Genomic DNA, 22,263 nt, shown 5'->3' on the forward strand with positions numbered 1-22,263 from the left:
GCGCCCTCGAATCTACGTTTTATATCTTTCTTTCCGATGAGCCATCGGTTTTACGCTGTCAAAAATGAGGGCGCGAAATTACGCGAGCGATTCGGGTAACGCGCCGACTTGCCGGAGCAGGCCGACGAGGTCGGCTTCGCTCCATCGTTCGACTATCTTTCCATCTTCGAACCGGTAGACGACGATGCCAGATACGGTTATCTTCTTGCCCGTTGCGTCGACCCCCATGAAGGGACCGTCGTGTGTACCAACGAGGTCGAACCGCACCATCACGCGGTCGTCCTCTGCGAGCATGTCGTGAATATCGAATCGCACGTCTGGGAAGGCGTGCGTGACGGATTCTGCGTGTTCGCGGAAGGCGTCGATGCCCCGCATTTCCCCCGTGCTGAGTTCGTCACTCGATACCGGCGCGTGGTTCACGACGTCCGTCGCAACGAGGTCGGTCAACGTCTCGATACGGCCGTCAGTGTGGTCTTCAATTGCTTTCAGGTACTGTCGTGCCCGTTCCTTGTTCTGGTCAGTGGTGAGGCCACTTGTTGCTGCCATGGGTTTCACCCCAAATAGAGCTACGAGTTCTCACGAGATAAGGTAGCATACGAGCGCGCAGGCAACAGTTGCGTTCAACATGAACGTTTATGATAGTCTGGGTCGCAGGAAGGAGTGATGACACTTCATCACCTTCCCGTAGGTCTCGCACGCAAAGCCAGCACGTCCGCGTTTCGCTATCGAACAAATTGCAATCCACCATCGACATGAGCACGAACCAGGAGACCTACACCTTCCCCGGCGACAAGTGGGCTTCGCCCACCGAACCGACACCAGAAACCACGACAGAACCGACCCGGCCAGCCTGGCAACAGGCCCAGCGAACCTTCTCTACGACGTGCAGGAACCGCCTGCGCAACCTCGTTGACGCGGAAAATCAGAGCCAACTCTCCACGAAGTGAATCTACGCCAGTTCGACGGCCGGGAACAGGTCGTCTAACTCCGGCGTAGCTTCCACAATCGCGTACCCTTCTTCGGTCTGTTCGACCACGCCGTCCGCTTCAAGGTGCGAGAGGTGAGCGGACGCCTCGCCCGGTCCATGCAGGATGTGAATCGAGCGCAGTTCCCCGAACAGGTGGGCACTCACGGTCCACGCGTCCGCAGGGCCGTGTTCGCGCAGAACCGCGAGGACCTTCTCGGTGCGCTCGCGGTGGTGGTCGACGATGTACTTCGCCCGCGCCGCCGGGTCGTCGATACGCTGGCGGTGGCCCGGCCACGTGACCGAATAGTCTGCGTCTACGATGTTGGTGAGCGTGTCGAGGTACTTGGCGAGTGGCTCGTCAACGCGCACGTCCGCTCCGCCGACGTTCGGCGTGTACTTGGGCAACAGCGCGTCGCCGGAGAACAGTTCCGCCCCCTCCTCGCCTTCGAACACGAACCCGCACTGACCTTCGGTGTGTCCGGGGAGATGGACGACTTCGAGCGTGAGGTCGCCAATCTCGAAGCGGTCGCCCGCCTCGAAGCGCGTGACTTCGGGTGCGCCCTCGGCCATCGCCTCGTCGCGTTCGATGATGGGCAGGAGTTCTGCCTGCTTGTCTTCTGGCATCCCCCACTCGTCGAGTTTCGACCGCTGACTGTCGAACAGGTCGTCCCAGGCCGCCGGGTCGCGTTCGATGAGGTCGGCGTCAGCGTGGTGGGCGCGAACCGTCGCACCACTTCGCTCCTGGACGAACCCGGCGAGGCCGCTGTGGTCCTCGTGCCAATGGGTCAGGAGCACTTCGTCTACGTCCGCGAACGCGAGTCCCTCGGCGGCGAGGGCGTCGTGCAATTGCTCGCGCACCTCGTCCACCGCGACGCCCGTGTCCACGAGCGTGACGGGAGCCTCGGGGTCGTCGGTCCCGAGCAGGTACACGCTGTTTTCCCCCTCGAACACCGTACACTCGAGTTGAATCTGCTTCACACGCACAGTCGAGTGGGCGGACACATCACTGTTTCTGGTTTCTCAGCACCCCATCGCCGGCTGCACTGTAATCCTCGCGCCGTCGGTGACGACCGTCTCGGGACCTTGCAGGTCGTGGATGTCCGTGCCATCGACGTTTATCTCGACGTGGCCGCGCAACTGGCCGTTCGCCCGGAACCAGAGGGCGTGGACGGGGGGATGTGCCTCGGCGATTTCGTTCAGAAGGGCGTACACCGTCGTCTCCTCTGCGAGCGGTTCGGTCAGGTGGTCGTTACCGACGGCGTCGGCGTAGTTCGAAGCGAGGTCCAGGGTAACGGGCATGCTCGCACATTGGCGACCCGGAGTGAAAAATTCGCGTGTGAACCGACCGGTGGGCAATGTTCAGTCGTCGTCGGCGACGACTTCGCCGGCTTCGTGTTTGACTGCCGCGTCGCGGAGTTTTTCGGAGATGGCGGGCGCGTGCGCCGCGTCGATTTCGCCGCCCAGCTCCTCGATTTCGTCGAGCGACATCGGGAACGTCCGAGCGCTGTAGTGGATGGAGATGCCGGCTTTTGCCCCTTCGCCGAGCGCGACGGGAATCTGGTTGTGCCCGGGCGTCACGTCGCCGACGGCGTAGACGCCTTCGACGTTCGTCTTCCCGTGGTCGTCCACCGCGATGGTTCCGTCGTCGTTGAGGTCCACGCCGAGCGATTCGGCGAGGGCGGTGTTGTACTCGGAGCCGTACATCGCGAATCCGCCCTTGTACTCGCGGCGGGTGCCGTCTTCGAACTCGAAGCCGCCGAGCCAGGAGGGGTCGTCTTCGTCCGGGAACTTCGATTCGATGTCCGCCTCGATGATGTTTACCGGGTGGGCGCGAACGAGTGTGTCCGTTTTCTCGGACCACGTTGGCTCTGCACCCCGGAGCAGGATGTCCACGCGGTCGGTGAAGTTCAGCATAATCATCGCGACGTGGGCCGCGCTGTTCGAGTGCCCCATCACGTACACCGGTTCGTCCACGAACATGTAGGCGTCACAGTGCAGACAGTAGTGGAGGCCACGACCGGTGCGGGGAAGCGGTGGCTCCGGGCGCTTGTCGGTGAACCCGGTTGCCACGACCACGTAGTCGGTGTAGACGGAGACGTCGCCTGCCTCGACGAGGAAGCGTCGCGGGCCGTCCTCGGTTGCCGTAATGGCCGTCACCGTATCGCGGAAGTAGTCTGTGCCGTAGCCCTCCAACTGTTCGACTGCGGTCTGGAGAAACTCGTTTCCGGATACGTCTTCGGTGATGCCGAGGACGTTGTGGGTGTCCATCATCATCGCCGCGCGGCCGCCGCCGCGGTTGATGACCGCCGTGTCGTGCGACAGACGGGTCGTGTAGAGCGCAGCAGTCAGACCGGCGGGACCACCGCCGACAACGGTCACGTCGTACTCGGGCGTCTCATTCATGGAACTGCGTAGTCGCCAGAGCCTCATAATACGCCGGTAACGGGAAGGTAATTCAGTCAGCGAGAAGCAACGTCACCCGATCATCGTCGCCACGCCTTTCGTCTGGCGGTAGTCGGAGTTCAGCAGGGCGCGGAGTTTCGTTTCGAGATACTCGGCGTCGCCGTCCTCCCACTCGGTCGGGTCACGAATCGGAAACACGAGAAAGCCACCGCCGCGCACGTCGTTTCCGTGAAGCGCAGCCATGTCGAAATCGAGGTGGCGCTCCTGGGTGGTGTACTCGCGAACGACGTGCCGGATCGCCTGCTCACCGACGGGCATCAAGATGTGTCCGTTGATGGCTCGCAACTCGGCGTCGAAGTAGCGTTCGAGTGCGTCGTACTGCGCTCGCGTCGGTGTCTCGCCGTCGTCGACGGTGCACATGTGGATGTACGAACAGTAGAGGTTCGTCGGGCGTGGCTCGTCGTCGTAGGCGTCCGCGAGGAACCCGAGTTCGTGGAGAATCGGCTGGAGGCGCTTGCCGGCGACTCCCTCCGTGAAGGGGACGCCCGTCTTCCGACCGCCGTGGACGCCCGGGTGGTCGCCGATGAGGTGGAAGTCGGCGTTCGCGTCCCCGTAGCCGAACACCGTCTGGGCGGCCGTCTCGGCGTATTCCGGTGGCGTGCGCATGCCGAAGGGGTTGCGCGTCCGGTCGGTAATATTCTGCACGCACCCCGATAGACGGTTCTCCGATAAAACGCCAACGGTCCACAGAGGCCTCCTCTCTCGGTTTTACACGATTTCTCACGGCCGGGGGAAGCTACTTTGCGTCACCCTGAGACACTCCGATATGGCCGAATTTTCGAACGCCTTTCACTACAACGGGGAAACGGTCGAACCAGGGGAGGTTCGGACGCTCCGACACGAAATCAGCGAAACCTACCTCGGCGACCCCGTCGAGATTCCAGTCACCATCATCAACGGCCGCCAGCCCGGGCCGTCGGTTTTCCTGACCGCCGCCATCCACGGCGACGAACTGAACGGGGTGAAAGTCGTCCAGGAAGCCGCCTCGACGTACAAGCCGGGCAACCTGCACGGGACGCTCGTTTGTATCCACGTCGTCAACATTCCGGGGTACCTCGCCCAGCAACGCTACATCCCGATTTACGACCTCGACCTGAACCGATCGTTCCCGGGGAAAGAGCGGTCGAACACCGCAGAGCGCATGGCGAACAACCTCTTTTCGACCTTCATCAAGCAATGTGACCTCGGCCTCGATTTCCACACCTCGACGCGCAATCGGACGACGATGTTTCACGTCCGCGCCGACATGAGCGACCCCGAAGTCGAACGCCTCGCCCGGTCGTTCGGTGCGAACGTCATCCTCGGCGGTGGGGGCGATGGCGGGTCGCTGCGCGGGGCGGCGACGAGTGCTGGCGTGCCGACCATCACCATCGAGATGGGGCAAGCCCACCGGTTCCAGCGTCGCCTCATCAAACGTGGCCTGCAAGGCGTCGAAAGCATCCTCGCAGAGTACGAGATGCTTCCCGACGCGGCCATCCACTGGCCCGGCTGGACGAAGGTCATCGGGAGCGACAGCGACAAAACCTGGCTGCGCGCGGACGTCGGCGGCCTCGTGGAGATGCACCACGGGCGGCGAGAACTCGTCTACGAAGGTGAAGTCATCGTGACCATCACCGACCACTTCAAAGACGAGGTCCACGACGTAGAAGCGCCGTTCACCGGACTCCTCGTTGGCTTGCTCCAGAACCCGGTCGCAGCGCCGGGCCACCCGCTCTGTCATCTCGTCGAAGTGGACGACCGCACGCGCGAAGTTATCGAATCAGAACAGGACCGGATTCAGCGCAGAAACGCGGTGCTCGAAGGGTACTGAACCCTACTCGTCGCCGAACACACCGCGAACCGTGTTCAGAACTTTTTCGCGTTGGTGGTAGAACACACCGGCCGCGCCGCCGATGGTGCCGAGCGTCAGCGAGTTCGTGTTCGTGGACGTGCCGGAGACGGTGTTGACCTCCGTCGTCGCCTCGATTTCGTGCCAGGTGTCGCCGCCGTCGTGGCTGAACTCGACTGGGCCGAAGGTGTAGTCGCCGGTCGTCTCCGCGCCGGACGGCACTTCGGCGAAGTAGTTGCGCTCTGGGTCGGCCTCGCTCACGGGGTTCGTGAACTCGACCATGCGCCCGCCGCCTTCGAGGTACGTCGTGTGGTCGTCGCCGTCTGCGACCGTCCACGATTCGGGCAGGCGGTCGCGGATGAGCACGTCGCTCTCTGCGTACTGCAGCTTGAGCGTCACGTGGTCGGTCTGGCCACCTGTGAACACGGAGCCGTCGTCGGACCGTTCGAGCGCCACGACCGGCGTCGCGCCGCTAATCGGGAGATCTGTGTTGTAGATGGCGTGAATGCCCTGGTTGATGTCCGCGGCGAAGGTGACGCCGTTGCTCACATCGGCCCCCCAGATGTTCGGCGTCGTCGCGTTCAACCCTTCCATCATCGAGGCTTCTGGAACGTCGTACTGTGGGCGCGACCACCCGGTCTCGACGAGCGACCAGTCACCCGTGTCGATGTTGAGGTAGCGCAGGCCGCCGTGGTAGTGAGCCTGGTGGACGTAGAATTCGACCGCGCCGGACCTCGGGTCCACGTGCTTCTCGACGGTGGAGTTGTGCGGACTGAGCGCGAAGTCGGTAAATTCGATGTCGTCTACGCCCTCGATAGTCGTGGCGTTCTGCCACGTCCAGTCGTCGAGGAGCGGGAGGTCCGTCGTGACGGAGGGGTCCTCGTAGATGCCGTCTGCGTCCACCAGGAATACCGTCCCAGTGGACTTTGGATTCGATTTCTCCTCCATGCCGTCGTCGTAGTCACCCGACGGTTCCTCGTGACTGGCGATGCAGACGCGCTTTCCGTCCACGAGGTCTGGCGCTGGCGTCGCGAAGTGTGCCTGGCGCATCTCGAAGCGGCCGATGCGCGTGATGCTGGTCGGGTCACTCACGTCCAGCACTTGGAGGCCGGCGTCCCAGTACGAGAGATACGCCGTTGGCGTCCCCGTCTTCGGGTCGTCTTGCACTTCCACGTCGTGACAGTAGAAGAACGGGAACGGCGCGGCGTCCGTGTTTGGTTCTTCCGGCACCGTCCAGCGATTCACGAGTTCGAGCAGGCCGGTGTCTCGGTGGAACTCGAAGACGTACATCCCGGCATCGCCCGCGTACTCGATGTCCTTGCACGCGAAGACGTAGTCGTTTCCGCCAATGCGGTGGTGAAACAGATTATGAATTCCCGTCGTGAAGGCGTCGAACGTCCCCGCGATGGTGGGATTGCCCTTGTCGGTTACGTCCACGGCGACGACGCCGCCGGTGTTCGTCCCGGACGTGCTGTCTGCATCCGAGTCCGTACTCGTGGTGAGTTCGCCGAACAGGGCCGTAATCGGCTGTGTGCCGAGGAACAGATAGTTCCCGTCCGCGGAGACCTTCACGTCCATGATGGCCGTCCCCGGATTCTGGTTGCCGAAGAACGAGAGGACCGTCATCTCGGCCTGGTCCAAGTCGGCCTCCGTCTCTGCGCGGTTGTAGTCGCTGATATCGACGATGGCGACGCCGCGGCCGTCAGTTTCGTCGCGCGAGGAAAACAGCCCCACGAAGGCGTAGTCGCCGTGGACGCGAACCTCCGTGATGCCGCCGTAGTGGGGGTTCTCGGGCCTGCCAGCCGTGCTCTCAGAGCCGATGGCTCCCATGCTGTGATAGCCGGCGTTCGAGACGTTGTCGCTCGACTTGCCGATCGTTTCCGGCTGATACGGGTCGTACTCGCCGTCGCTCGCCGCTGCCGTCCCCGAAACCGCCGCGACGCCGAGTGCACCCGCAGTCGCCTTGAGTACCGTCCGTCGTGTCGCTTCGCCGAAGGAGTTAGAATATGCCATGCTATCTCCAGCCACACTACTTCGTTACCAAAAGCTTGTGACAGAATCGTCAAAACGTCTCGAAAACAGACAGGAGTGCGACGAGTGGACTCGTTGAATTCAGGGGAAAACTGTCGGCCAGTGCACAGCGATGTGCACTCTCGGCGGTTACCGGAACCGACCCAGTAGTTCGTAGTCGTGGTCGGGCGTGTAGCGTCGGAAGGCGAGGCTGTTTGCGAGCACCGAGACGCTCGAAAACGCCATCGCGCCCGCGGCGAGCACCGGTTGCAACAGGCCGAGGGAGGCGAGAGGAATCATCGCCGTGTTGTAGCCGAGCGCCCAGAACAGGTTCTGTTTTATCTTCTGAAGCGTCCCCTCCGAGATGCGAATGGCCTTCACCACGTCCACTGGGTCGTCGCGCATCAGCGTCACGTCCGCCGCCTGAATCGCCACGTCGGTCCCGCTGCCGAGGGCGGTTCCGACGAACGCGGCGGCCAGTGCTGGCGCGTCGTTGACGCCGTCGCCGACCATCATCGCCGTTCGGCCATCCGCCTGGATGGACTCGACGGCTTCTGCTTTGTCCTCGGGCAACACCTCGGCGCGAACGTGGTTCGGGTCGATGCCGACTTCTTCGGCCACGGCGCGCGCGGTCAGTTCGTTGTCGCCCGTGATGAGCCACACGTCGAGGCCGCGCTCGTGGAGTTGCGAGACGGCATCTTTCGCGCCCGGTTTCACCGTGTCTGCAGTAGCGATGACCCCGAGCAAGCGGCCGTCGAGGGCGACGAGCATCGCGATTTTCCCCTCGCGTTCCAGTTGCTCCATCGTCTCCGCTGCGGGGTCGGTGTCGATACCCTCGTCTGCGAGGAGTTTCCGGTTCCCGATGAGCACCTCGCCGCGGTCTACGGTCGCCCGCACGCCGTGGCCGGGAACGTTTTCGAACGATTCGGGAGTCGAGACGTCGAGGTCGCGCTCTTTTGCACCGTCGACGATGGCCTCGGCGAGGGGGTGTTCGCTCCCCGACTCGGCGCTCGCAGCGACAGAGAGGACGAACTCCTCGTCGCTCGCTTCCCGCTGTACCTGGCCGCCGTCGGTCGCCGAGAGCGCGACCACGTCGGTGAGGAGCATTTCACCTTCCGTGAGCGTGCCCGTCTTGTCGAAGACGACGGTGTCCACGTCGCGGACCCGTTCGAGGATGTCACCACCCTTGAACAGCACCCCGTTTCGCGCGCCGATGGTCGTCCCGACCATGGTGGCCGCGGGCGTCGCGAGACCCAGCGCACAGGGACAGGCGATGAGCACGGCCGAGGCGAAGACGATGACAGCGAACTCGAAGACGGAGACGCTACCGCCGGCTACCTGTGGGCCACCCGCGACCAGCCCCCAGAGCGGAAGGCCCTGGACGAACCCGGCGAGCGCCTCGGGGAAGAAGAACCAGACGAGACCCCAGACGAGCGCGTTCGTGATGACAGCGGGCACGAAGTAGGCGCTGATGCGGTCTGCGAGGTTCTGAATCTCCGGCTGGCGGCTCTGGGCGTCGGAGACGAGGGCGACGATTTGTTGAATCGCCGTCTCCTCGCCGACCTTCGTCGCTTCCACGACGAGCACGCCGTTCTGGTTGATGGTCGAACCAACAACCTCGTCCCCTTCTGCCTTTTCTACGGGCACGGACTCGCCGGTGACCATCGATTCGTCCACGGCGCTCTCCCCGGAGACGACCACACCATCGGTTGGAATCTTCTCGCCGGGGCGGACCTTCATCCGGTCCCCGACGGACACGTCTTCGAGGGGAACCTCGCGCTCGGTGCCGTCCTCGTCTACGAGCGTCGCGGTGTCGGCTTCAAGTTCGAGTAGTTCGCGAAGGGCGTCGCCCGCCTGCCCCTTCGAACGCGCTTCGAGGTAGTTCCCGAGCGTGATGAACACGAGGATGAACGCGGCGGTGTCGAAGTAGAGCGCCCCACCGATGAGGCCGAGCAGCACGGCGACGGAGTAGAAGTACGCCGTCGAAGAGCCAAGCGCGATGAGGACGTCCATGTTCGCCGTGCGATTTTTCACGAGCGCCGTGTACGAGTTCTCGTAAAACTCCTTGCCCAAGAAGTACTGGACGGGGGTCGCAAACGCGAACGCGACCCAGCCGAACGGGACGCCCGCGACGGTTTCCGGCAAGAGACCCGGCGCGAACAGGTGGGCGAGCATCATGCCGAACAGCGGCGCGGAGAGTGCCCCACCGAACAGCGTGAGTCGTCGCTGGCGGTCGATTTCCGCGTGCTGGGCCGCGTCGCGCCGGTCACGTTCCGACTCACCCTCGCCGTCCTCGTCGCGGACCGGCGTGTACCCAGCCTCCGCGATGGCGTCGTAGAGTTGGGCGAGGGAGACCTCTGCCGGATTGTACTCGACGCGCGCCTCGTCGGTGGCGTAGTTCGCCTTCGCGCGGATGACGCCGGGGACCCGTTCGAGGGCATGCTCGTTCGTCGCGGCGCAATTTGCACACGTCATGTCGGTGATGCCGATAGTGACCGACTCGCGGGCCGCCTCGTAACCCGCATCCTCGATTGCGTCGTAGATGTCGGCGAGTGACGCGCGCTCGGGGTCATATTCGACCGTGCCCTCGTCCGTGGCGTAGTTGATACTCGCCTCGGTGACGCCGTCTATGTTCCTGACGGCAGTGTCTATCGTCTTCGAACAGTTCGCACAACTCATCCCGGAAATCGCGAACTGAACCCGTCGGGTAGCCATTGTCCTACAGTACGCACTAGAGATTGAAGCGGTTTGTCCCTCGGAATCCGACGATTATCGAGGCCAAGAGTTTATATTCCAAGGCGGGACGAGGAGTGTCGTACCGAAAGCAAGGCAACATCGACATAACGTAGTGCACACAACGGGCCGGTATGCCACCGCGAGATGCGTCCGAACTGTTCGAGAGCACGGCGCGGTACTACGCACGTCATCGTCCACGGTACGACGAGCGGGCCATCGAGCAGTTGGTCACGAACTTCGACCTCGACGAGCCGTCGCGGGTGCTCGACCTCGGGTGCGGGCCGGGTCATCTCGCGATTCCACTCGCCGCCCACGCCGGAGAGGTGGTCGGCATGGACCCGAACGAGGAGATGCTCTGCGAGGCGCGACGACTGGCAGACGAAGCTGGCGCGGACAACGTCCACTGGGTCGTCGGGTCGGACGCGACGATAGACGCATCGCTCGGCACATTCGACCTCACCGTGATGGGGCGGTCCTTTCACTGGATGGACCGCGACCGGACGCTCACCACGCTCTCCGATCTGACGAATCCCGGCGGCGGCGTGGCGGTGCTCACCGACGGCGACTGGATGGCGTTGCCCGAGGCCGAGTGGCAACGCTCGGTCGCCAGTTTCGCCGCAGAATTCCGAGCCGTACCCGACTCCACCGACGGAACCGACGACCCGGCCCGGTTACACCAGGACGTGCTCGCGGAGTCGGCCTTTGAAAGCCTCGAAATCGAACACCTCGAATTCGATCACGAGTGGACGCCGGACGGCATCGTCGGCTACGTGTTCTCCCTCTCGTACTGCTCACCGGCGGTGCTCGGGGACGCGGCCACAGAGTTGGAGCGGGCCATCCGCGAGCAACTCGCACACTTCGACCGCGAGACGTTCACCCAGCACGTCGAGGTGACCACCATCACGGCGCGAAAGGGGTAGCGCGCCTTCGATTCGAAGGGGCAACCGACAAAACGCTGCCCACCTAAATACGAGTATGACGACGAAATTGACCGTTTCCGGGATGAGCTGTGGCGGCTGTGAGGCAACTGTCGAGGAGGCACTGAAAGGTGTTGCTGGCGTGACGAACGCGACGGCAGACCGGGAGACAGATACGGCGACAATCGAGGGCGACGCCGACGTGGAAACACTCGTCTCGGCGGTCGAAAATGCGGGCTACGACGCCTCCGCGTAACTCAGGCGCCTTGTTTTAGCTCTTCGTACGTTTCGGTGAACCGCACTTCACAGGACGAACAGCAGAAGTGGTAGCGGTCGTCATCGAGGACGACAGAGGTACCCTCGGCGGTGACGGTGTTCCCGCACTCCGCACACTCCGGGGCGAACGCCGCCTCGCCGACGGCAGGTTGCCACGATACGTCAGAGAGCAGGTCTACGTCGTACGAGTGGATGTCCTCGAGCGAGACGACGCCGGAGAGCAGCGATTCGACGTTTCTGTCGCCGAGGTGTCCCTGAAAGACGACGTGGCCTTCGGCCGTGGTGAAGATGTGTTCGACCCCGTCGAGGTCGAGGACGCCGGTACGCACTCGCTCGGTGGCTCCTGGTTTGACTGCGAGGTCCACGAGCATCGGGAGGCCGTCGCTCAGGCGCGAGCGGTCGAGTGCAACGGTGAACCGAGTGATGAGGCCGAGGTCCTGTAGTCGTTCGACGCGGTCTGCGACCGTCGGCGGCGAGCGGTCTACCTGCTCTGCGATTTCGCTGAACGGGCGACGAGCGTCCTCGACCAGCAGGCGCAGAATCGTTCGGTCGATGTCGTCCAGTGAAGCCATGTGCCAACAGAGGCGGACGACGAAAAAACCAGTTTCGGCGGGTTATTCGACCACGATGGTGCCTTTCATCCCCGTCCCCTCGTGCGGGATGCAGAAGTACTCGTGTCGCCCGGCGACCTCGAAGGTGTGTTCGTAGGTCTCGCCGGGTTTGATGAGCCCTTGAGTGAGATTCTGGCGGGCGGCCCGTTCGGTCTCGAATCCGCCACTCGCAAAGTACGCTGCGTCAGCGGGAATCTTCTGCTCGTAGGCGGTGACGGTGTGGTCCGTTTCGCTGTCGTTGTCGAAGGTGACCGTCGTGCCCGCGTCCACGGTGAGCGTCTTCGGATTGAACTTGAAGTTCTGCATCCCGACGGTGTCGCCGTCGCCGCCGTTACCACCAGTCGCGGAACAGCCAGCGAGCGCAAGGGCCAGTGCGGCCCCACCGCTGCACAGGAAGTCGCGCCGTCGCATCGATTAGAGCACCACCAGCAAGTCGGTCGCATACATGATGACGAGACCGGCTAAGAACGCGAGCAAGTTATACGAACTGCCCACCTGCCCGTTGCGCGAGATGAGACCGCCGATTTCCCAGACGACCTGCAAGATTGCACCCACGCCGATGGCGAGGAACAACGCCCCGAGCGTCGGCGAGAAGGCGAAACTGCCGATCCAGCCGCCGAAGATGACAGGGATACCGGCGAGCGCGCCCATGGCCATGAAGTGCCCAAGCGACGGGCGAGCGCCGCGGGTAACGGGAGCCACGACGGCCGGCCCTTCGGTCACGTTGTGAAGCATGAATCCGATGACGAGGAACGCGCCGAGCGAAACCCGGCCGAGGGCAAACGCGCTCCCGATGGCGAGGCCCTCCGCAAGGTTGTGAAGCCCGATACCGAGGGCGACCATGTAGGCAATCCAGAGGCCAGAGGGCGTGCCCGTACCAGCGGACCGCCACTTCGTGACGGCCTGGACGAGCAAGAGCGCGCCGAGGATGCCCATGATGACGAGCAGTTGCCCCTCGAAGGCCCCCGGAACTGCCTCCGCGAGTTCGAACGCTTCGAACCCGGCGTCGAACGCGAGGAAGACGAGAATCCCCACCGAGAAGGCGAGAATGGCGTGCAGTGCCCGGTCGCTCATCGACTGCATGAACGGGAACCAGAGCATCCCGAGCGCGACGGGGATGACCCCGACGAACAGGCCGATGATGGCGAGCGTCCAGAGGACGTCACCGCTCACGCCTGGACTCTGTTCGGGGGCGACGATGGTGTGGTGGATGGTCGTCCCGTCGTTCAAGACGAGCGCCGTTTCCAGGTCCCAGCCGGGATTCCAGTGGTACGGAATCACGACGCGGGCCGACTCTCGCGGCCCGATTGTTGGGTCTTCGACCCCGCCTTGCATCACCTGGTGGTTCCAGTACGCGTCGCCGACCAGTACTTGCGAGATGGTGACTGTTTCAGGGCCGTTGTTCACGACGTGGAGCACGAGGGTGTTGTCGTTCGGAATCGTGTGGTGAGTGACGGTCACGTCCGGAAGCGGCGCACCGGAGCCTTCGAGCCCCGCAAACGGCGTCATCACGAAGAAGCCGGCGATGACGAGCGCGAGGAGCGCAATCGGGAGAATTGCGGCGACCCAGCGCGGTAGGCCGAATGGTTGGTTCACCGTGCCCGTTCCGCCGTCAGTTTTTGCCATCTAGACCACCTCGAAGAAGCTCATCCAGCCAAGTTCGGCGAACTCAGACTGGTGGGCGTGGAACATGTACAGTCCGGGTTCGTGGTCCGAGTAGTCGATTTCCAGAATCCCGCGCTGTGCTTGACATTGCATGACCGTGTCCACCGTCTTGAGGGTGGGCGTGAGGGTCGTGCCGTGGTCGTAGTAGTCGAAGAAGTTCGAGTGCGTGTGGAACGAGTTGATGGCGTCGAACTCGATGGCGTTCACGAGGTAGACGCGCTGGAGTTGTTCGCCATCGATTTGAATCGGCCGCTTGGTTTCGCCGGCCTCCCAGTTGCCCTTCCCGTCGGTGTCGCCGACGCCGTAGCAGAACGCCCGGGTGTTGACGGCGTACACCTCGTTCTCGCCGTCGAAGTTGGTGTCGAAGGCGTTCATCAGCATCACCATCTCGTTTACCTCGTCGTTTGCGGCGTACTCGATGTTCCGGCTCTCCGCCTTGGCGACGAGCTGGTCCACCAGTTCGTCGGTCATCGGGCCGTCGTAGTTGATGTACTTCCGGGGGTTCTCCCGAACCCGTTCCGGGTCGGGGTCCACGATAATCATGCCGTAGAGGCCGCGGTGAATGTGTTCTTTGAGCGGCAGGGAGTGGCAGTGATAGAACTGCACGCCACACGGCTGGGCCTTCCACCGATACGTGTAGGACTCGCCCGTATCGAGAACGCCCGGGCCGTTGGTCGGAACGCCGTCCATCGCCGGGTCGATGTTCTTCACGTGCGGGTGGATGGTGTGGGCGTGACGACCTCGATTCGTGAACTCGACTTCGATGATGTCGCCTTCCGTCACGCGGAGCGTCGGGCCGGGCACCTGCCCGTCGTAGGCCCACGCGGTGAACGTGATGCCCGGCGCAATCTCGATTTCAGTATCCACCGCGTTCATCTCGAAGCGACGAATCCGCTGGTCGCCCTCCATGTAGACCTCGCCGGTGTTGAACTCGTAGAGATACTCGTGTGGGTCGAACAGCGAAGAGGAGTACTCGCCAACAGCACCGAAGGTGCCGTGGTGGGACTTGTCCTCATCGTGGTCTCCGTCAGCTACTGCACCGCCGCTGAAGCCAGCGATGCCCGCCGCACCGGCGAGGCCGAGACCGCCGAGAACCGACCGTCTATCTATCGATTCACCCTTGAGCGCGGCGACGAGGCGTTCTTCGAGCGTCTTCGTCATCGCGCCAGCCGTCCTGTAGTCGTGGGACGGCATCTCAGGCCATCTCCGTCGCGTTTTCTGTCATCGAATCGACTTCAGTGACGCGGATAACGTCCGCGATGCGCTCTGAGAGAGCGACCTCGTCGCCGTCGGGAAGCCGAACCGTCACGAGGCCGATGGGCGCGACTTCCACGATGGTGACCGGCGTCCCGGGGAGAATCCCCGCGTCCGCGAGGTATTCGAGTTCGGCAGCGTTGCCGTCCCGAACTCGCCGGATGACGACCTCGTCGCCAGCCTCACACGCCGAGAGTGCGGTCCCCATCGCATCCTCGATTGGGTCCAGATTCGCGTTCGGAATCGGCGCACCGTGAGGGTCCACCGTCGGGTTGTCGAGCATCTCGGCGACGCGTCGCTCGAACTCCTCACTGATGTGATGTTCCAGCCGGTCGGCTTCGTCGTGAACCGCCGCCCAGTCGTAGCCGAGGTGTTCGGTCAGGTAGGTTTCGAGCAGGCGATGGTGGCGGAGTACTTCGAGCGCCACCGTCTCCCCCTCGGGGGTCAGGCGGACGCCCTTGTACTCTTCGCGTTCGACGAGTTCACGTTTTTCGAGTTTCTTCGCCATGCTCGTGACAGTGGGCGGTTTCACGCCCAGCACATCGGCGATAGCGGAGGTGGAGATGGGGCCATCAGACTCCCGCTGGAGCTGGTAGATGACCTTGAGATAATCCTCCATCTTGGCACTCAACATACGAGAAATTAGACGGACCTAAATAATATATGTGTCGGTGGTTCATTCTCCCACAGTTCGGTAAACGACCGAGAGAATGCCCGAGAAGAGCGAAGCGGGCCGCGTTAGCGCCCCATCGTGTGGAACTCGTCGTTCGGGCGCATGTCGGCGAAGTGAGCCATGCGATTCGAGAGGTTGAAAAACGCCGTGACGCTGCCGATATCCCAGATGGCCTTCTCGGAAAATCCAGCCTCGCGCAGTTTCTCGAAGTCGGCCTCGTCGATTTCGGCCTGTCGTTCGGTGAGTTTCACGGCGACGTCGAGCATGGCCATGTGTTTGGCAGAAATATCGGCGTTGCGATAGTTCGAGGCGACCTGGTCTGCGAGCAGCGGTTGTTCGCTGAACAACCGCAAGAGCGCGCCGTGGGCTACGATACAGTAATAGCAGTCGTTCGCGCCGCTCACGGCGACGATTATCATCTCTATCTCCTCGCGGGTGAGGTCCGTATCCTGCGTCAGCGCGTCGTAGTACTCGAAGAACGCCCGCCACTGGGCTGGCTGGTAGGCGTACGCCATGAACACGTTCGGCGTGAATCCCGCCTTCTCGGTTTCTTCGTCGATGCGTTCGCGGAGGTCTTCTGGCAGGTCGGTTTCGTCCGGGACCGGAAACCGAGTCATGGGTTCCTGTGGCATACACGTACTGCCAACTGCGCGCGGCTTAGCCCTTGCCCCGGAATCGGTTCACAGCGAGCAACAGCCCGTAGACGAGGAGGCCACCGGCGAAGAGGGCGGCGGCAATCGCGAAGGGGCCGAACGTGGAGAGAATGGTTTCGATGATGCCAGCCATACGTCTGCTTTGGGTTGCAGCGTGAAAGTCAGCCCGGAAATTTATCTTCGTGACGCACTACTCGGCGAGTATGTACGCGACTGGCCACTATGGTGCTGCGTTGTTGGTGTACGCCCCCGTCGGCGTCGCCCTCACGCTCTCTGGTCAGTTCGAACTCGCAGTGGTCGGCGGCGGCCTCATGCTCGCCTTCTCGACGCTGCCAGACATCGACATCAAGACGCCGCTCATCCCCCACCGGGGACCGACCCACACTATCCTGTTCGCGCTGCTGGTCGGTGCGGGACTCGGCTGGGTCGCCCTCAGACTCACCACGCCGATACTCGCCGGATTCGCCTTCGGGGTCGGCGTCCTCTCCATCGCGTCCCACCTCCTCGCCGACTGGATTACGCCGATGGGAATCAAACCGTTCTGGCCGTTCTCGCGGCGAAGGTACTCACTCGACCTGACGACGGCGAAGAATCCAGTCGCGAACTACCTGCTGTTGGGCCTCGGCGTGTTCGTGACGGCTGTCTCGGTGCTTTACTTGCAGTAACCGGGTGGCGGAGAGCACGGCCGCTCGTGGTCGTAAAATCGAGAGAACGCCGTGAAATCCCGGGTGCGTTCAGATGTAGTCCTGTTCTTCGAGTTTGTCGAGGACGTCGTCGACGAAGGCTTCCGGACTCTCGTACGGGAAGTCCCCGCCGCTAATCTTCGTGTTGAGCTCCATGGCGGTCATGGAGAAGTCGCCGGATTCGAACTTCGTCGCTGGGCCGTTTGGCAGCGCTGGGACGAGTTCCATCGGGCTGGAGATTGGGTAGTCTGCACCTTCGAACGCATCGATCATCTGCTGTCTGAGTTCTGCTCGGTCAGCCATAGCAATTTCACAGAGGCACTCCCGCATGAAAAAACATTCGAGTACCCCACTTTTGCCCGTTCATTCGAGTTGTTTCGAGCCCTCGTCGCACTTCCGAGAGCGCCCGTGAGAATCTTCAGAATTTCCAACAACTCGACAGTCGTTTACCATGATTTTTGGTAACACACCCGGTAGCATATCGTATGCCCGAATCCCCCATCGACTATTCGAAACTCGAGGAGGGTCGCCACGTGAATTACTGGGAGCTGGACCGAACCGTCCAGTTCGAGGCCCGCCGGACGTATCCCGACGCCGATTTCGAGTGGGCCGAACCTCGCCTCGCCGACTTCGGCGCTGTCGTCGGGAACACGATCGCCGACAACGCAGACGTCATCGACAAACACGGCCCGGAACTCCACACCTTCTCGAAACACGGCGAGGTCGTAAACGACGTCGAGTACCACCCAGAACAGGCGGAAAACGAACGTCTCGCCTACGGCGCAGGCATCGTGGCCGACTCCTTCGAGGCTCCAGACGAACGCACCTCGGCGCTCGGCCTCACCCACAACCTGACGATGGACCTCCTTCTGTCGTACGCAGACCCCGGCTTTACCTGCCCCGTGGCGATGACTGCGGGGGTCGCACTCGTCCTCCAGAAGTTCGGCGACGGCGACACAGAACAGTTCTACGAAGGCCTGACGAGCAAAGACCCCGAGAAACTGCTGGAGGGTGCAATGTTCCTCACCGAAAAGCAGGGTGGGAGCGACGTGGGCGCGAACGCCACCATCGCGGAGGAAGCGGAGGACGGAACCTACCGACTCACGGGCGAGAAGTGGTTCTGTTCGAACATCGACGCACAGGCCACGCTCGTGCTGGCCCGCCGCCCGGACGCACCAGAGGGAACGAAGGGACTCTCGCTGTTTCTCGTCCCCCACCGCCTCGACGACGGCGAACTCAACGACGCAGTCTACCGCCGGTTGAAGGACAAACTCGGGACGATAAGCGTGCCGACGGGCGAAGTCGAGTTCCACGGAGCGACTGGCTACCTCATCGGGAAGCCGGAATCGGGCTTTCGCTACATGACCGAGATGCTCAATTTAGAACGCCTCTCGAACGCCTTCGCCTCCGTGGGCGTGATGGGGCGGTGCCTGCTCGAAAGCAAAATTCACGCCGCGAACCGCGAGGCGTTCGGGTCCACCATCGACGAGTACCCCCTCATGCGCCGGGACCTCGTGGACATGGCCGTAGACCACGAGGCGGCCGCCGCGTTCGCCTTCGAGGCCGCCCGGCAACTCGACATTCGCGAACGAAGCGACGGGGAAAAAGCAGAAGCCGCGTTCAAAGCCCTGCGCGTGCTGACTCCGATTGCAAAGTACAAGACGGGGCGCATGGCGGTCGACACCGCCTCCTACGCCTGCGAGGTGCTCGGTGGCAACGGCTACGTCGAGGAGTTCGTCACCCCGCGGCTTCTCCGGGACGCGCAGGTGCTCCCCATCTGGGAGGGCACCTCGAACATCCTCTCGCTCGACGTGCTCCGCGGAATGGCCCGCGAGCAGTCCCACGAGGGCGTCATCGAACTGGTTCAGGGGTGGCTCGACGACGTGGACCACACCCACCTCGAAGGCCTCAAAGCGACCGTCGAATCCGAATTTGAGCGCCTACAGGCGGCGCTCGGCACGCTCGCGACAGAAGACGAGGACTACGCCCAACTCCAGGCAAAGCGCCTCGCCGACTACATCTTCGACGTGGTGACCGCCGCGCTCCTCCTCTCGGAAGCCCAGTGGCAACTCGACGAGGAAGGCAACGCGAGAAAGGCGCTCGTCGCGGAGCGATTCGTCGAGACGCGCTTCGACACCCGACCCGCCCGCGGCATCACCTCGGGAAGCAAATTCGCCATCGAGCACTTCGACGCCATCGTCAGGTACGGAGCCGTCGAACCGACGGCGCTCGTAGACGCCGCGCCCGCAGACGACTAAGTGGAGAGCGTCGCCCCGGCTCCGAGGATGACGAGGCTGCCCACCGTGAGCAGCGCGAGGCCGTGCGCGAACGACCCGGTCGCAGTTTCGAGCGACCCGATGAGGAACGGGCCGAGGAAGCCGCCAATTTCACCCACGGTGAACACCAGTCCAACGGCCGTCCCAGTCAGCTCCGGTCCGACGCCGTCCAGTTCGACCGGAATCGCCCGAACGAGCGGCGAGAGCGCGCCGACGGCGATGCCGACGACCACCGACCCGACGACGGCAACCGAACCGCCGAGACCTGGCAGCCAGAGACCGAGCGTGCCGGCCGTCGCGAGCACCCCACAGCCGAGGACGATTGCCCGATAACTCGTCCGCGAGACGACCAGCGGGATGGCGAGGGCGCCGAGTATCTGCGCACCGACCATACCGCTCGTGATGGTGGCGGCCATCGCGGGCGCGACGCCTCGGCTTTCGAGAACCGTCGCGAGCCACCCCTGAATCCCGTGGAGGATGAGCAGGTACATCGTTCCGATGACGATGACGCTCACCATGCCGGGCGTCGTGAGCACGGCGCGGACGTTCGTTCCCGCGGCGGTTCGCTCGGATTCGGGCGGCGCATCGAGGCCGTCGCCAGCCACCCGGAGAGTCACGAGGAACCAGCAGCCGCCGAACGCGAATGCGGCGACGCCACCCCACAGAAACACAGGTCGCCAGCCACCGAGCACTGGGCCGAGCACGCCACGCCCGAGCGAGAAGGCGGTGGCCACGCCGAGGTACGACCCAATCATGTAGACCGAAGAGGCGGACCCGACCCGTTCGGCCGGATATATCGCGGAGATGAGCTTCGGCAGACCGAACGTGATGCCCGTCCCGCCGACGCCGAGCAGGAGCGTCGGGAGCAACATCGACCAGAAATCAGTCGCGTAGCCCCGTGCAATCTGCGCGACGCCGAAGATGAGCAGGGCGATGCCGACGCTCCGCCGAGGACCGATGCGGTCGACGATGACGCCACTCGCCACCGAGAGGGGAATGTACGAGAGCGGAATCGCACCCGTCAGGAAACCAGCCTGCGCCGTTGTCAGGGAGAGGTCTGCGGTAATCGGGAGCAAGAACGCGGGCAGGGAGAACCAGACGAACATCAGCGCGAGGTAGGCGACGCTGCCGAGCGCGAGGAGCAGCGACGAGCGTCGTGTGGAGGCCGACTGTGCCATTCGTATCCACACCTCGGAGGCTCGCCTAATCAAAGAGCGGTTGGCGGCAGGCGGGGGTGTGTGTCAGTGGCTGGAGACGCGTCAGCGTGGCGTCTGTGTGCCCCACTTTTCGAGGGCAACCTTCAGTTCGGGGTGGGTCTCCGCGTATTCGCGCAGAGAGATTCCCTCGACTGAGGCGTCGATTGACTGTCGGAACGCCTTCGCACCCGCTGCGGTTCCGTCTGGGTGGCCGTGGATGCCACCACCGGCCTGGATGATGAGGTTCGGCCCCAGGCGGTTGATGAGTTCGTCGATGATACCCGGATGCAGGCCGCCAGAGGCCACCGGAAGGACGTCCTTCATACCGTAGAGGTCCGAGGTGAGCCAGTCGTTGATACCCGCAGTGTCCTCGTTTTCGAGTTTCCCGAGGCCTGCCGTGCCGGTGTGGATGTGGTCGACGCCGACCAGTCGGGCGATTTGCGCGATGACGCGCATCGAGACGCCCTGGTCAGGGTGGCGGTCGAAGGCGGCGTGCATCGCGCGGTGGGCGTGGATTGCGAGGCCGAGGTCCTCACAGCGCCGGCGCACGGTCTGGACGCTCGACCAGCCCGCGGTGACGACGTCCACCATGACGAACTTGCCGCCGTGGTCCGCGACGAACTCCGCGCGTCGGAGCATCTCGTCGGTCTCTGCGGTGATGTTCACGAGGTAGTCCTTGCGTTCGCCGGTCTCCTCCTGTGCCTTGTCGCGCAGTTCGAGCGACCGTGCGACGCGCGCTTCGAACGGGTTGAACGACTGGTCGGTGAGGTTCTCGTCGTCCTTGAGCAGGTCGACCCCGCCCATCCAAGCGTCGTAGCCGATTTGCGCGTGCGATTCGGTATGGAGGCCGACTTTCGGCTTTGGCACCGTCGCGGTGACCGGGCGACCGTGGGCGGAGAGCAGTTCCGTCGCCACCGACGACCCGAACTGCGGACCAGGGAAGCCGTCGACGAGGGCTTCCGGCCACTCGCAGTCTTCGAGGCGGATGGAATCGACCGCCTTCATCCCCATGATGTTCCCCGCGATACAGGAGAGAATCTGGGCCATGTTGCCCGCCTCGAACAGTGCCTCGGGGTAGGCGACGCGAATCGTGTTTCCGTCGATGTCGAAGGCAGTTGCACTGAGTTCGGTGACGCCTTCTTCGACCTGTAATTCGGCCCACGTGCCGTTCGAACTCTCGGAGGCGACGCGGCCGGCGGCGTCCTCCATGCTCATCCCCTCCCCGGGACGGAGCGTGAACGTACAGACGAGGTCGGTTGCGACGGGTTCGTAGTCGAGATCCAGGAAGTCTGCGTACTCAATCCCTGTCATACCCCTAACATTCTACCGCCGAGTGTATAGCGTTTGTTGCGACGCTGTCTCATTTTTCTCCGATAACCTGGGTGTGAACGGAGCCGTGAGACTCGTCTCATCGGTAAAAAACGAGAAAATTGACCGCTCAATCGTCCGCCGCGGCAGGTTTCGCGTGTTCGACTTCCGTCCCGAGTACGTCTAAGAACTACGCGAGCCACTCGGGGTGGTCCGGCCACGCCTGCCCCGCGACGAGGTTGCCGTCCGTCGACACGCCGTCTTCCCACTCGCCCCCCGCAGAGCGGACTTCCGGTTCGAGCGCCGGGTAGGCGGTGCAGTGTTTGCCGGAGATGACGTCTGCGGCGGCGAGAATCTGCGGGCCGTGACAGAGCGCCGCGATTGGCTTGTTCGCGGTCGTGAAGTGGCGAACGATTTCGAGGATGTCCTCGTTCGTCCGCAAGTACTCCGGTGCACGGCCACCGGGAACGACGAGCGCGTCGTAGTCGGCCGGGTCGATGTCGACAAACGTCGCGTTCAGTTCGAAGTTGTGGCCGGGCTTTTCGGTGTAAGTCTGGTCGCCTTCGAAGTCGTGGATGGCGGTCTTTACGGACTCGCCTGCTTCCTTGTCCGGGCAGACGGTGTGGACATCGTGGCCCACCATCTCCAGGGCCTGGAACGGGACCATCACTTCGTAGTCTTCGACGAAATCGCCGGTGAGTTCGAGAATTTTCATGGTTCCACCGTGCACCCCTCGATGCACAGTGT

Annotated in this window: 24 protein-coding genes; 6 read left to right on the forward strand and 18 right to left on the reverse strand. The window is 63.2% G+C overall.

All coding sequences use genetic code 11. The annotated features are described in order from the left end of the window. Positions 1-78: 78 nt before the first annotated feature. Complete coding sequence (locus P0648_RS10725) at positions 79-546, reverse strand: ester cyclase (protein WP_277503922.1); 468 nt, start codon at positions 544-546, stop codon at positions 79-81. A gap of 206 nt (positions 547-752) precedes the next feature. Between P0648_RS10725 and P0648_RS10730 the strand changes: the two genes are divergently transcribed. Then, the gene (locus tag P0648_RS10730; RefSeq protein ID WP_276247255.1) at positions 753-947 is read left to right on the forward strand and encodes a hypothetical protein; all 195 of its coding nucleotides are present in this window, start codon (positions 753-755) and stop codon (positions 945-947) included. 2 nt (positions 948-949) lie between these two features. Here the strand turns inward: P0648_RS10730 and P0648_RS10735 are convergent, their stop codons facing one another. From P0648_RS10735 to P0648_RS10750, 4 genes are all read right to left on the reverse strand, one after another. Then, positions 950-1,945, reverse strand: a complete 996-nt coding sequence (locus tag P0648_RS10735) for an MBL fold metallo-hydrolase (protein ID WP_276247254.1) — start codon at positions 1,943-1,945, stop codon at positions 950-952. A gap of 42 nt (positions 1,946-1,987) precedes the next feature. After that, positions 1,988-2,266 (reverse strand): MoaD/ThiS family protein, encoded by a 279-nt coding sequence (locus tag P0648_RS10740; RefSeq protein WP_276247253.1) that lies wholly within the window; start codon positions 2,264-2,266, stop codon positions 1,988-1,990. A 60-nt stretch (positions 2,267-2,326) separates the two neighbouring features. Continuing rightward, on the reverse strand, positions 2,327-3,370 hold the full coding sequence (locus P0648_RS10745; protein WP_276247252.1) for an NAD(P)/FAD-dependent oxidoreductase: 1,044 nt from the start codon (positions 3,368-3,370) through the stop codon (positions 2,327-2,329). A gap of 72 nt (positions 3,371-3,442) precedes the next feature. Then, positions 3,443-4,075, reverse strand: coding sequence for a uracil-DNA glycosylase family protein (locus P0648_RS10750; RefSeq protein WP_277503926.1), 633 nt, complete (start codon positions 4,073-4,075; stop codon positions 3,443-3,445). A gap of 121 nt (positions 4,076-4,196) precedes the next feature. Between P0648_RS10750 and P0648_RS10755 the strand changes: the two genes are divergently transcribed. Beyond that, positions 4,197-5,240 (forward strand): succinylglutamate desuccinylase/aspartoacylase family protein, encoded by a 1,044-nt coding sequence (locus P0648_RS10755; protein WP_277503927.1) that lies wholly within the window; start codon positions 4,197-4,199, stop codon positions 5,238-5,240. Positions 5,241-5,243: 3 nt separating this feature from the next. Here the strand turns inward: P0648_RS10755 and P0648_RS10760 are convergent, their stop codons facing one another. Then, the gene (locus P0648_RS10760) at positions 5,244-7,271 is read right to left on the reverse strand and encodes an LVIVD repeat-containing protein (RefSeq protein ID WP_277503929.1); all 2,028 of its coding nucleotides are present in this window, start codon (positions 7,269-7,271) and stop codon (positions 5,244-5,246) included. Positions 7,272-7,418: 147 nt separating this feature from the next. Next, entirely contained in the window at positions 7,419-9,983 is a 2,565-nt protein-coding gene (locus tag P0648_RS10765) for a heavy metal translocating P-type ATPase (RefSeq protein WP_277503931.1), read from the reverse strand. A gap of 152 nt (positions 9,984-10,135) precedes the next feature. Between P0648_RS10765 and P0648_RS10770 the strand changes: the two genes are divergently transcribed. Next, positions 10,136-10,924, forward strand: coding sequence for a class I SAM-dependent methyltransferase (locus tag P0648_RS10770; RefSeq protein ID WP_277503933.1), 789 nt, complete (start codon positions 10,136-10,138; stop codon positions 10,922-10,924). 55 nt (positions 10,925-10,979) lie between these two features. Beyond that, complete coding sequence (locus P0648_RS10775) at positions 10,980-11,177, forward strand: heavy-metal-associated domain-containing protein (RefSeq protein WP_276247246.1); 198 nt, start codon at positions 10,980-10,982, stop codon at positions 11,175-11,177. Between the two features lies 1 nt (position 11,178). Here the strand turns inward: P0648_RS10775 and P0648_RS10780 are convergent, their stop codons facing one another. The 7 genes from P0648_RS10780 to P0648_RS10810 form a co-directional block, all read right to left on the reverse strand. Continuing rightward, positions 11,179-11,769: an AsnC family transcriptional regulator gene (locus P0648_RS10780; protein ID WP_276247245.1), complete on the reverse strand. Its 591-nt coding sequence runs from the start codon at positions 11,767-11,769 to the stop codon at positions 11,179-11,181. A gap of 42 nt (positions 11,770-11,811) precedes the next feature. Further along, positions 11,812-12,219 carry a plastocyanin/azurin family copper-binding protein gene (locus P0648_RS10785; RefSeq protein WP_276247244.1) on the reverse strand — a complete coding sequence of 136 codons (408 nt, stop codon included), beginning with the start codon at positions 12,217-12,219 and terminating at the stop codon, positions 11,812-11,814. A gap of 3 nt (positions 12,220-12,222) precedes the next feature. Beyond that, complete coding sequence (locus tag P0648_RS10790; RefSeq protein ID WP_276247243.1) at positions 12,223-13,434, reverse strand: ZIP family metal transporter; 1,212 nt, start codon at positions 13,432-13,434, stop codon at positions 12,223-12,225. Further along, on the reverse strand, positions 13,435-14,667 hold the full coding sequence (locus P0648_RS10795) for a multicopper oxidase domain-containing protein (protein WP_277503937.1): 1,233 nt from the start codon (positions 14,665-14,667) through the stop codon (positions 13,435-13,437). A 1-nt stretch (position 14,668) separates the two neighbouring features. Next, positions 14,669-15,361, reverse strand: a complete 693-nt coding sequence (locus P0648_RS10800) for a metal-dependent transcriptional regulator (RefSeq protein ID WP_276247241.1) — start codon at positions 15,359-15,361, stop codon at positions 14,669-14,671. A gap of 104 nt (positions 15,362-15,465) precedes the next feature. Next, positions 15,466-16,032: a peroxidase-related enzyme gene (locus P0648_RS10805; protein ID WP_276247240.1), complete on the reverse strand. Its 567-nt coding sequence runs from the start codon at positions 16,030-16,032 to the stop codon at positions 15,466-15,468. Between the two features lie 25 nt (positions 16,033-16,057). Then, complete coding sequence (locus tag P0648_RS10810; RefSeq protein WP_276247239.1) at positions 16,058-16,186, reverse strand: hypothetical protein; 129 nt, start codon at positions 16,184-16,186, stop codon at positions 16,058-16,060. 70 nt (positions 16,187-16,256) lie between these two features. Here P0648_RS10810 and P0648_RS10815 point away from each other — a divergent pair, with 70 nt between their 5' ends. After that, positions 16,257-16,718: a metal-dependent hydrolase gene (locus P0648_RS10815; protein WP_276247238.1), complete on the forward strand. Its 462-nt coding sequence runs from the start codon at positions 16,257-16,259 to the stop codon at positions 16,716-16,718. Between the two features lie 69 nt (positions 16,719-16,787). Here the strand turns inward: P0648_RS10815 and P0648_RS10820 are convergent, their stop codons facing one another. Next, the gene (locus tag P0648_RS10820; protein WP_276247237.1) at positions 16,788-17,039 is read right to left on the reverse strand and encodes an MTH865 family protein; all 252 of its coding nucleotides are present in this window, start codon (positions 17,037-17,039) and stop codon (positions 16,788-16,790) included. Positions 17,040-17,221: 182 nt separating this feature from the next. Here P0648_RS10820 and P0648_RS10825 point away from each other — a divergent pair, with 182 nt between their 5' ends. Then, a complete protein-coding gene (locus P0648_RS10825) occupies positions 17,222-18,994 on the forward strand; it encodes an acyl-CoA dehydrogenase family protein (protein WP_277503942.1) in 1,773 nt (590 codons plus the stop codon). Here the strand turns inward: P0648_RS10825 and P0648_RS10830 are convergent. The 3 genes from P0648_RS10830 to P0648_RS10840 all read right to left on the reverse strand — a co-directional run bounded on the left by P0648_RS10830 (position 18,991) and on the right by P0648_RS10840 (position 22,231). Next, a complete protein-coding gene (locus tag P0648_RS10830; RefSeq protein ID WP_277503945.1) occupies positions 18,991-20,190 on the reverse strand; it encodes a CynX/NimT family MFS transporter in 1,200 nt (399 codons plus the stop codon). The genes P0648_RS10825 and P0648_RS10830 overlap by 4 nt on opposite strands. Before the next feature lie 81 nt (positions 20,191-20,271). After that, positions 20,272-21,519, reverse strand: coding sequence for a type III ribulose-bisphosphate carboxylase (gene rbcL / locus P0648_RS10835; protein ID WP_277503948.1), 1,248 nt, complete (start codon positions 21,517-21,519; stop codon positions 20,272-20,274). 187 nt (positions 21,520-21,706) lie between these two features. Next, positions 21,707-22,231 carry a DJ-1/PfpI family protein gene (locus tag P0648_RS10840; RefSeq protein ID WP_277503949.1) on the reverse strand — a complete coding sequence of 175 codons (525 nt, stop codon included), beginning with the start codon at positions 22,229-22,231 and terminating at the stop codon, positions 21,707-21,709. Positions 22,232-22,263 lie beyond the last annotated feature (32 nt).

It is taken from the genome of Haladaptatus sp. DYSN1 (assembly GCF_029489995.1).
In the GTDB taxonomy this organism is placed as follows: domain Archaea; phylum Halobacteriota; class Halobacteria; order Halobacteriales; family Halococcaceae; genus QDMS2.

What these genes read in the sequence shown, in the direction of transcription:
- P0648_RS10725 (WP_277503922.1), bottom strand. Translation starts at nt 546, where the DNA reads ATGGCAGCAACAAGTGGCCTCACCACTGACCAGAACAAGGAACGGGCA.
- P0648_RS10730 (WP_276247255.1), top strand. Translation starts at nt 753, where the DNA reads ATGAGCACGAACCAGGAGACCTACACCTTCCCCGGCGACAAGTGGGCT.
- P0648_RS10740 (WP_276247253.1), bottom strand. Translation starts at nt 2,266, where the DNA reads ATGCCCGTTACCCTGGACCTCGCTTCGAACTACGCCGACGCCGTCGGT.
- P0648_RS10745 (WP_276247252.1), bottom strand. Translation starts at nt 3,370, where the DNA reads ATGAATGAGACGCCCGAGTACGACGTGACCGTTGTCGGCGGTGGTCCC.
- P0648_RS10755 (WP_277503927.1), top strand. Translation starts at nt 4,197, where the DNA reads ATGGCCGAATTTTCGAACGCCTTTCACTACAACGGGGAAACGGTCGAA.
- P0648_RS10760 (WP_277503929.1), bottom strand. Translation starts at nt 7,271, where the DNA reads ATGGCATATTCTAACTCCTTCGGCGAAGCGACACGACGGACGGTACTC.
- P0648_RS10765 (WP_277503931.1), bottom strand. Translation starts at nt 9,983, where the DNA reads ATGGCTACCCGACGGGTTCAGTTCGCGATTTCCGGGATGAGTTGTGCG.
- P0648_RS10770 (WP_277503933.1), top strand. Translation starts at nt 10,136, where the DNA reads ATGCCACCGCGAGATGCGTCCGAACTGTTCGAGAGCACGGCGCGGTAC.
- P0648_RS10775 (WP_276247246.1), top strand. Translation starts at nt 10,980, where the DNA reads ATGACGACGAAATTGACCGTTTCCGGGATGAGCTGTGGCGGCTGTGAG.
- P0648_RS10780 (WP_276247245.1), bottom strand. Translation starts at nt 11,769, where the DNA reads ATGGCTTCACTGGACGACATCGACCGAACGATTCTGCGCCTGCTGGTC.
- P0648_RS10785 (WP_276247244.1), bottom strand. Translation starts at nt 12,219, where the DNA reads ATGCGACGGCGCGACTTCCTGTGCAGCGGTGGGGCCGCACTGGCCCTT.
- P0648_RS10790 (WP_276247243.1), bottom strand. Translation starts at nt 13,434, where the DNA reads ATGGCAAAAACTGACGGCGGAACGGGCACGGTGAACCAACCATTCGGC.
- P0648_RS10795 (WP_277503937.1), bottom strand. Translation starts at nt 14,667, where the DNA reads ATGCCGTCCCACGACTACAGGACGGCTGGCGCGATGACGAAGACGCTC.
- P0648_RS10800 (WP_276247241.1), bottom strand. Translation starts at nt 15,361, where the DNA reads ATGTTGAGTGCCAAGATGGAGGATTATCTCAAGGTCATCTACCAGCTC.
- P0648_RS10805 (WP_276247240.1), bottom strand. Translation starts at nt 16,032, where the DNA reads ATGCCACAGGAACCCATGACTCGGTTTCCGGTCCCGGACGAAACCGAC.
- P0648_RS10810 (WP_276247239.1), bottom strand. Translation starts at nt 16,186, where the DNA reads ATGGCTGGCATCATCGAAACCATTCTCTCCACGTTCGGCCCCTTCGCG.
- P0648_RS10815 (WP_276247238.1), top strand. Translation starts at nt 16,257, where the DNA reads ATGTACGCGACTGGCCACTATGGTGCTGCGTTGTTGGTGTACGCCCCC.
- P0648_RS10820 (WP_276247237.1), bottom strand. Translation starts at nt 17,039, where the DNA reads ATGGCTGACCGAGCAGAACTCAGACAGCAGATGATCGATGCGTTCGAA.
- P0648_RS10825 (WP_277503942.1), top strand. Translation starts at nt 17,222, where the DNA reads ATGCCCGAATCCCCCATCGACTATTCGAAACTCGAGGAGGGTCGCCAC.
- P0648_RS10830 (WP_277503945.1), bottom strand. Translation starts at nt 20,190, where the DNA reads ATGGCACAGTCGGCCTCCACACGACGCTCGTCGCTGCTCCTCGCGCTC.
- rbcL (WP_277503948.1), bottom strand. Translation starts at nt 21,519, where the DNA reads ATGACAGGGATTGAGTACGCAGACTTCCTGGATCTCGACTACGAACCC.
- P0648_RS10840 (WP_277503949.1), bottom strand. Translation starts at nt 22,231, where the DNA reads ATGAAAATTCTCGAACTCACCGGCGATTTCGTCGAAGACTACGAAGTG.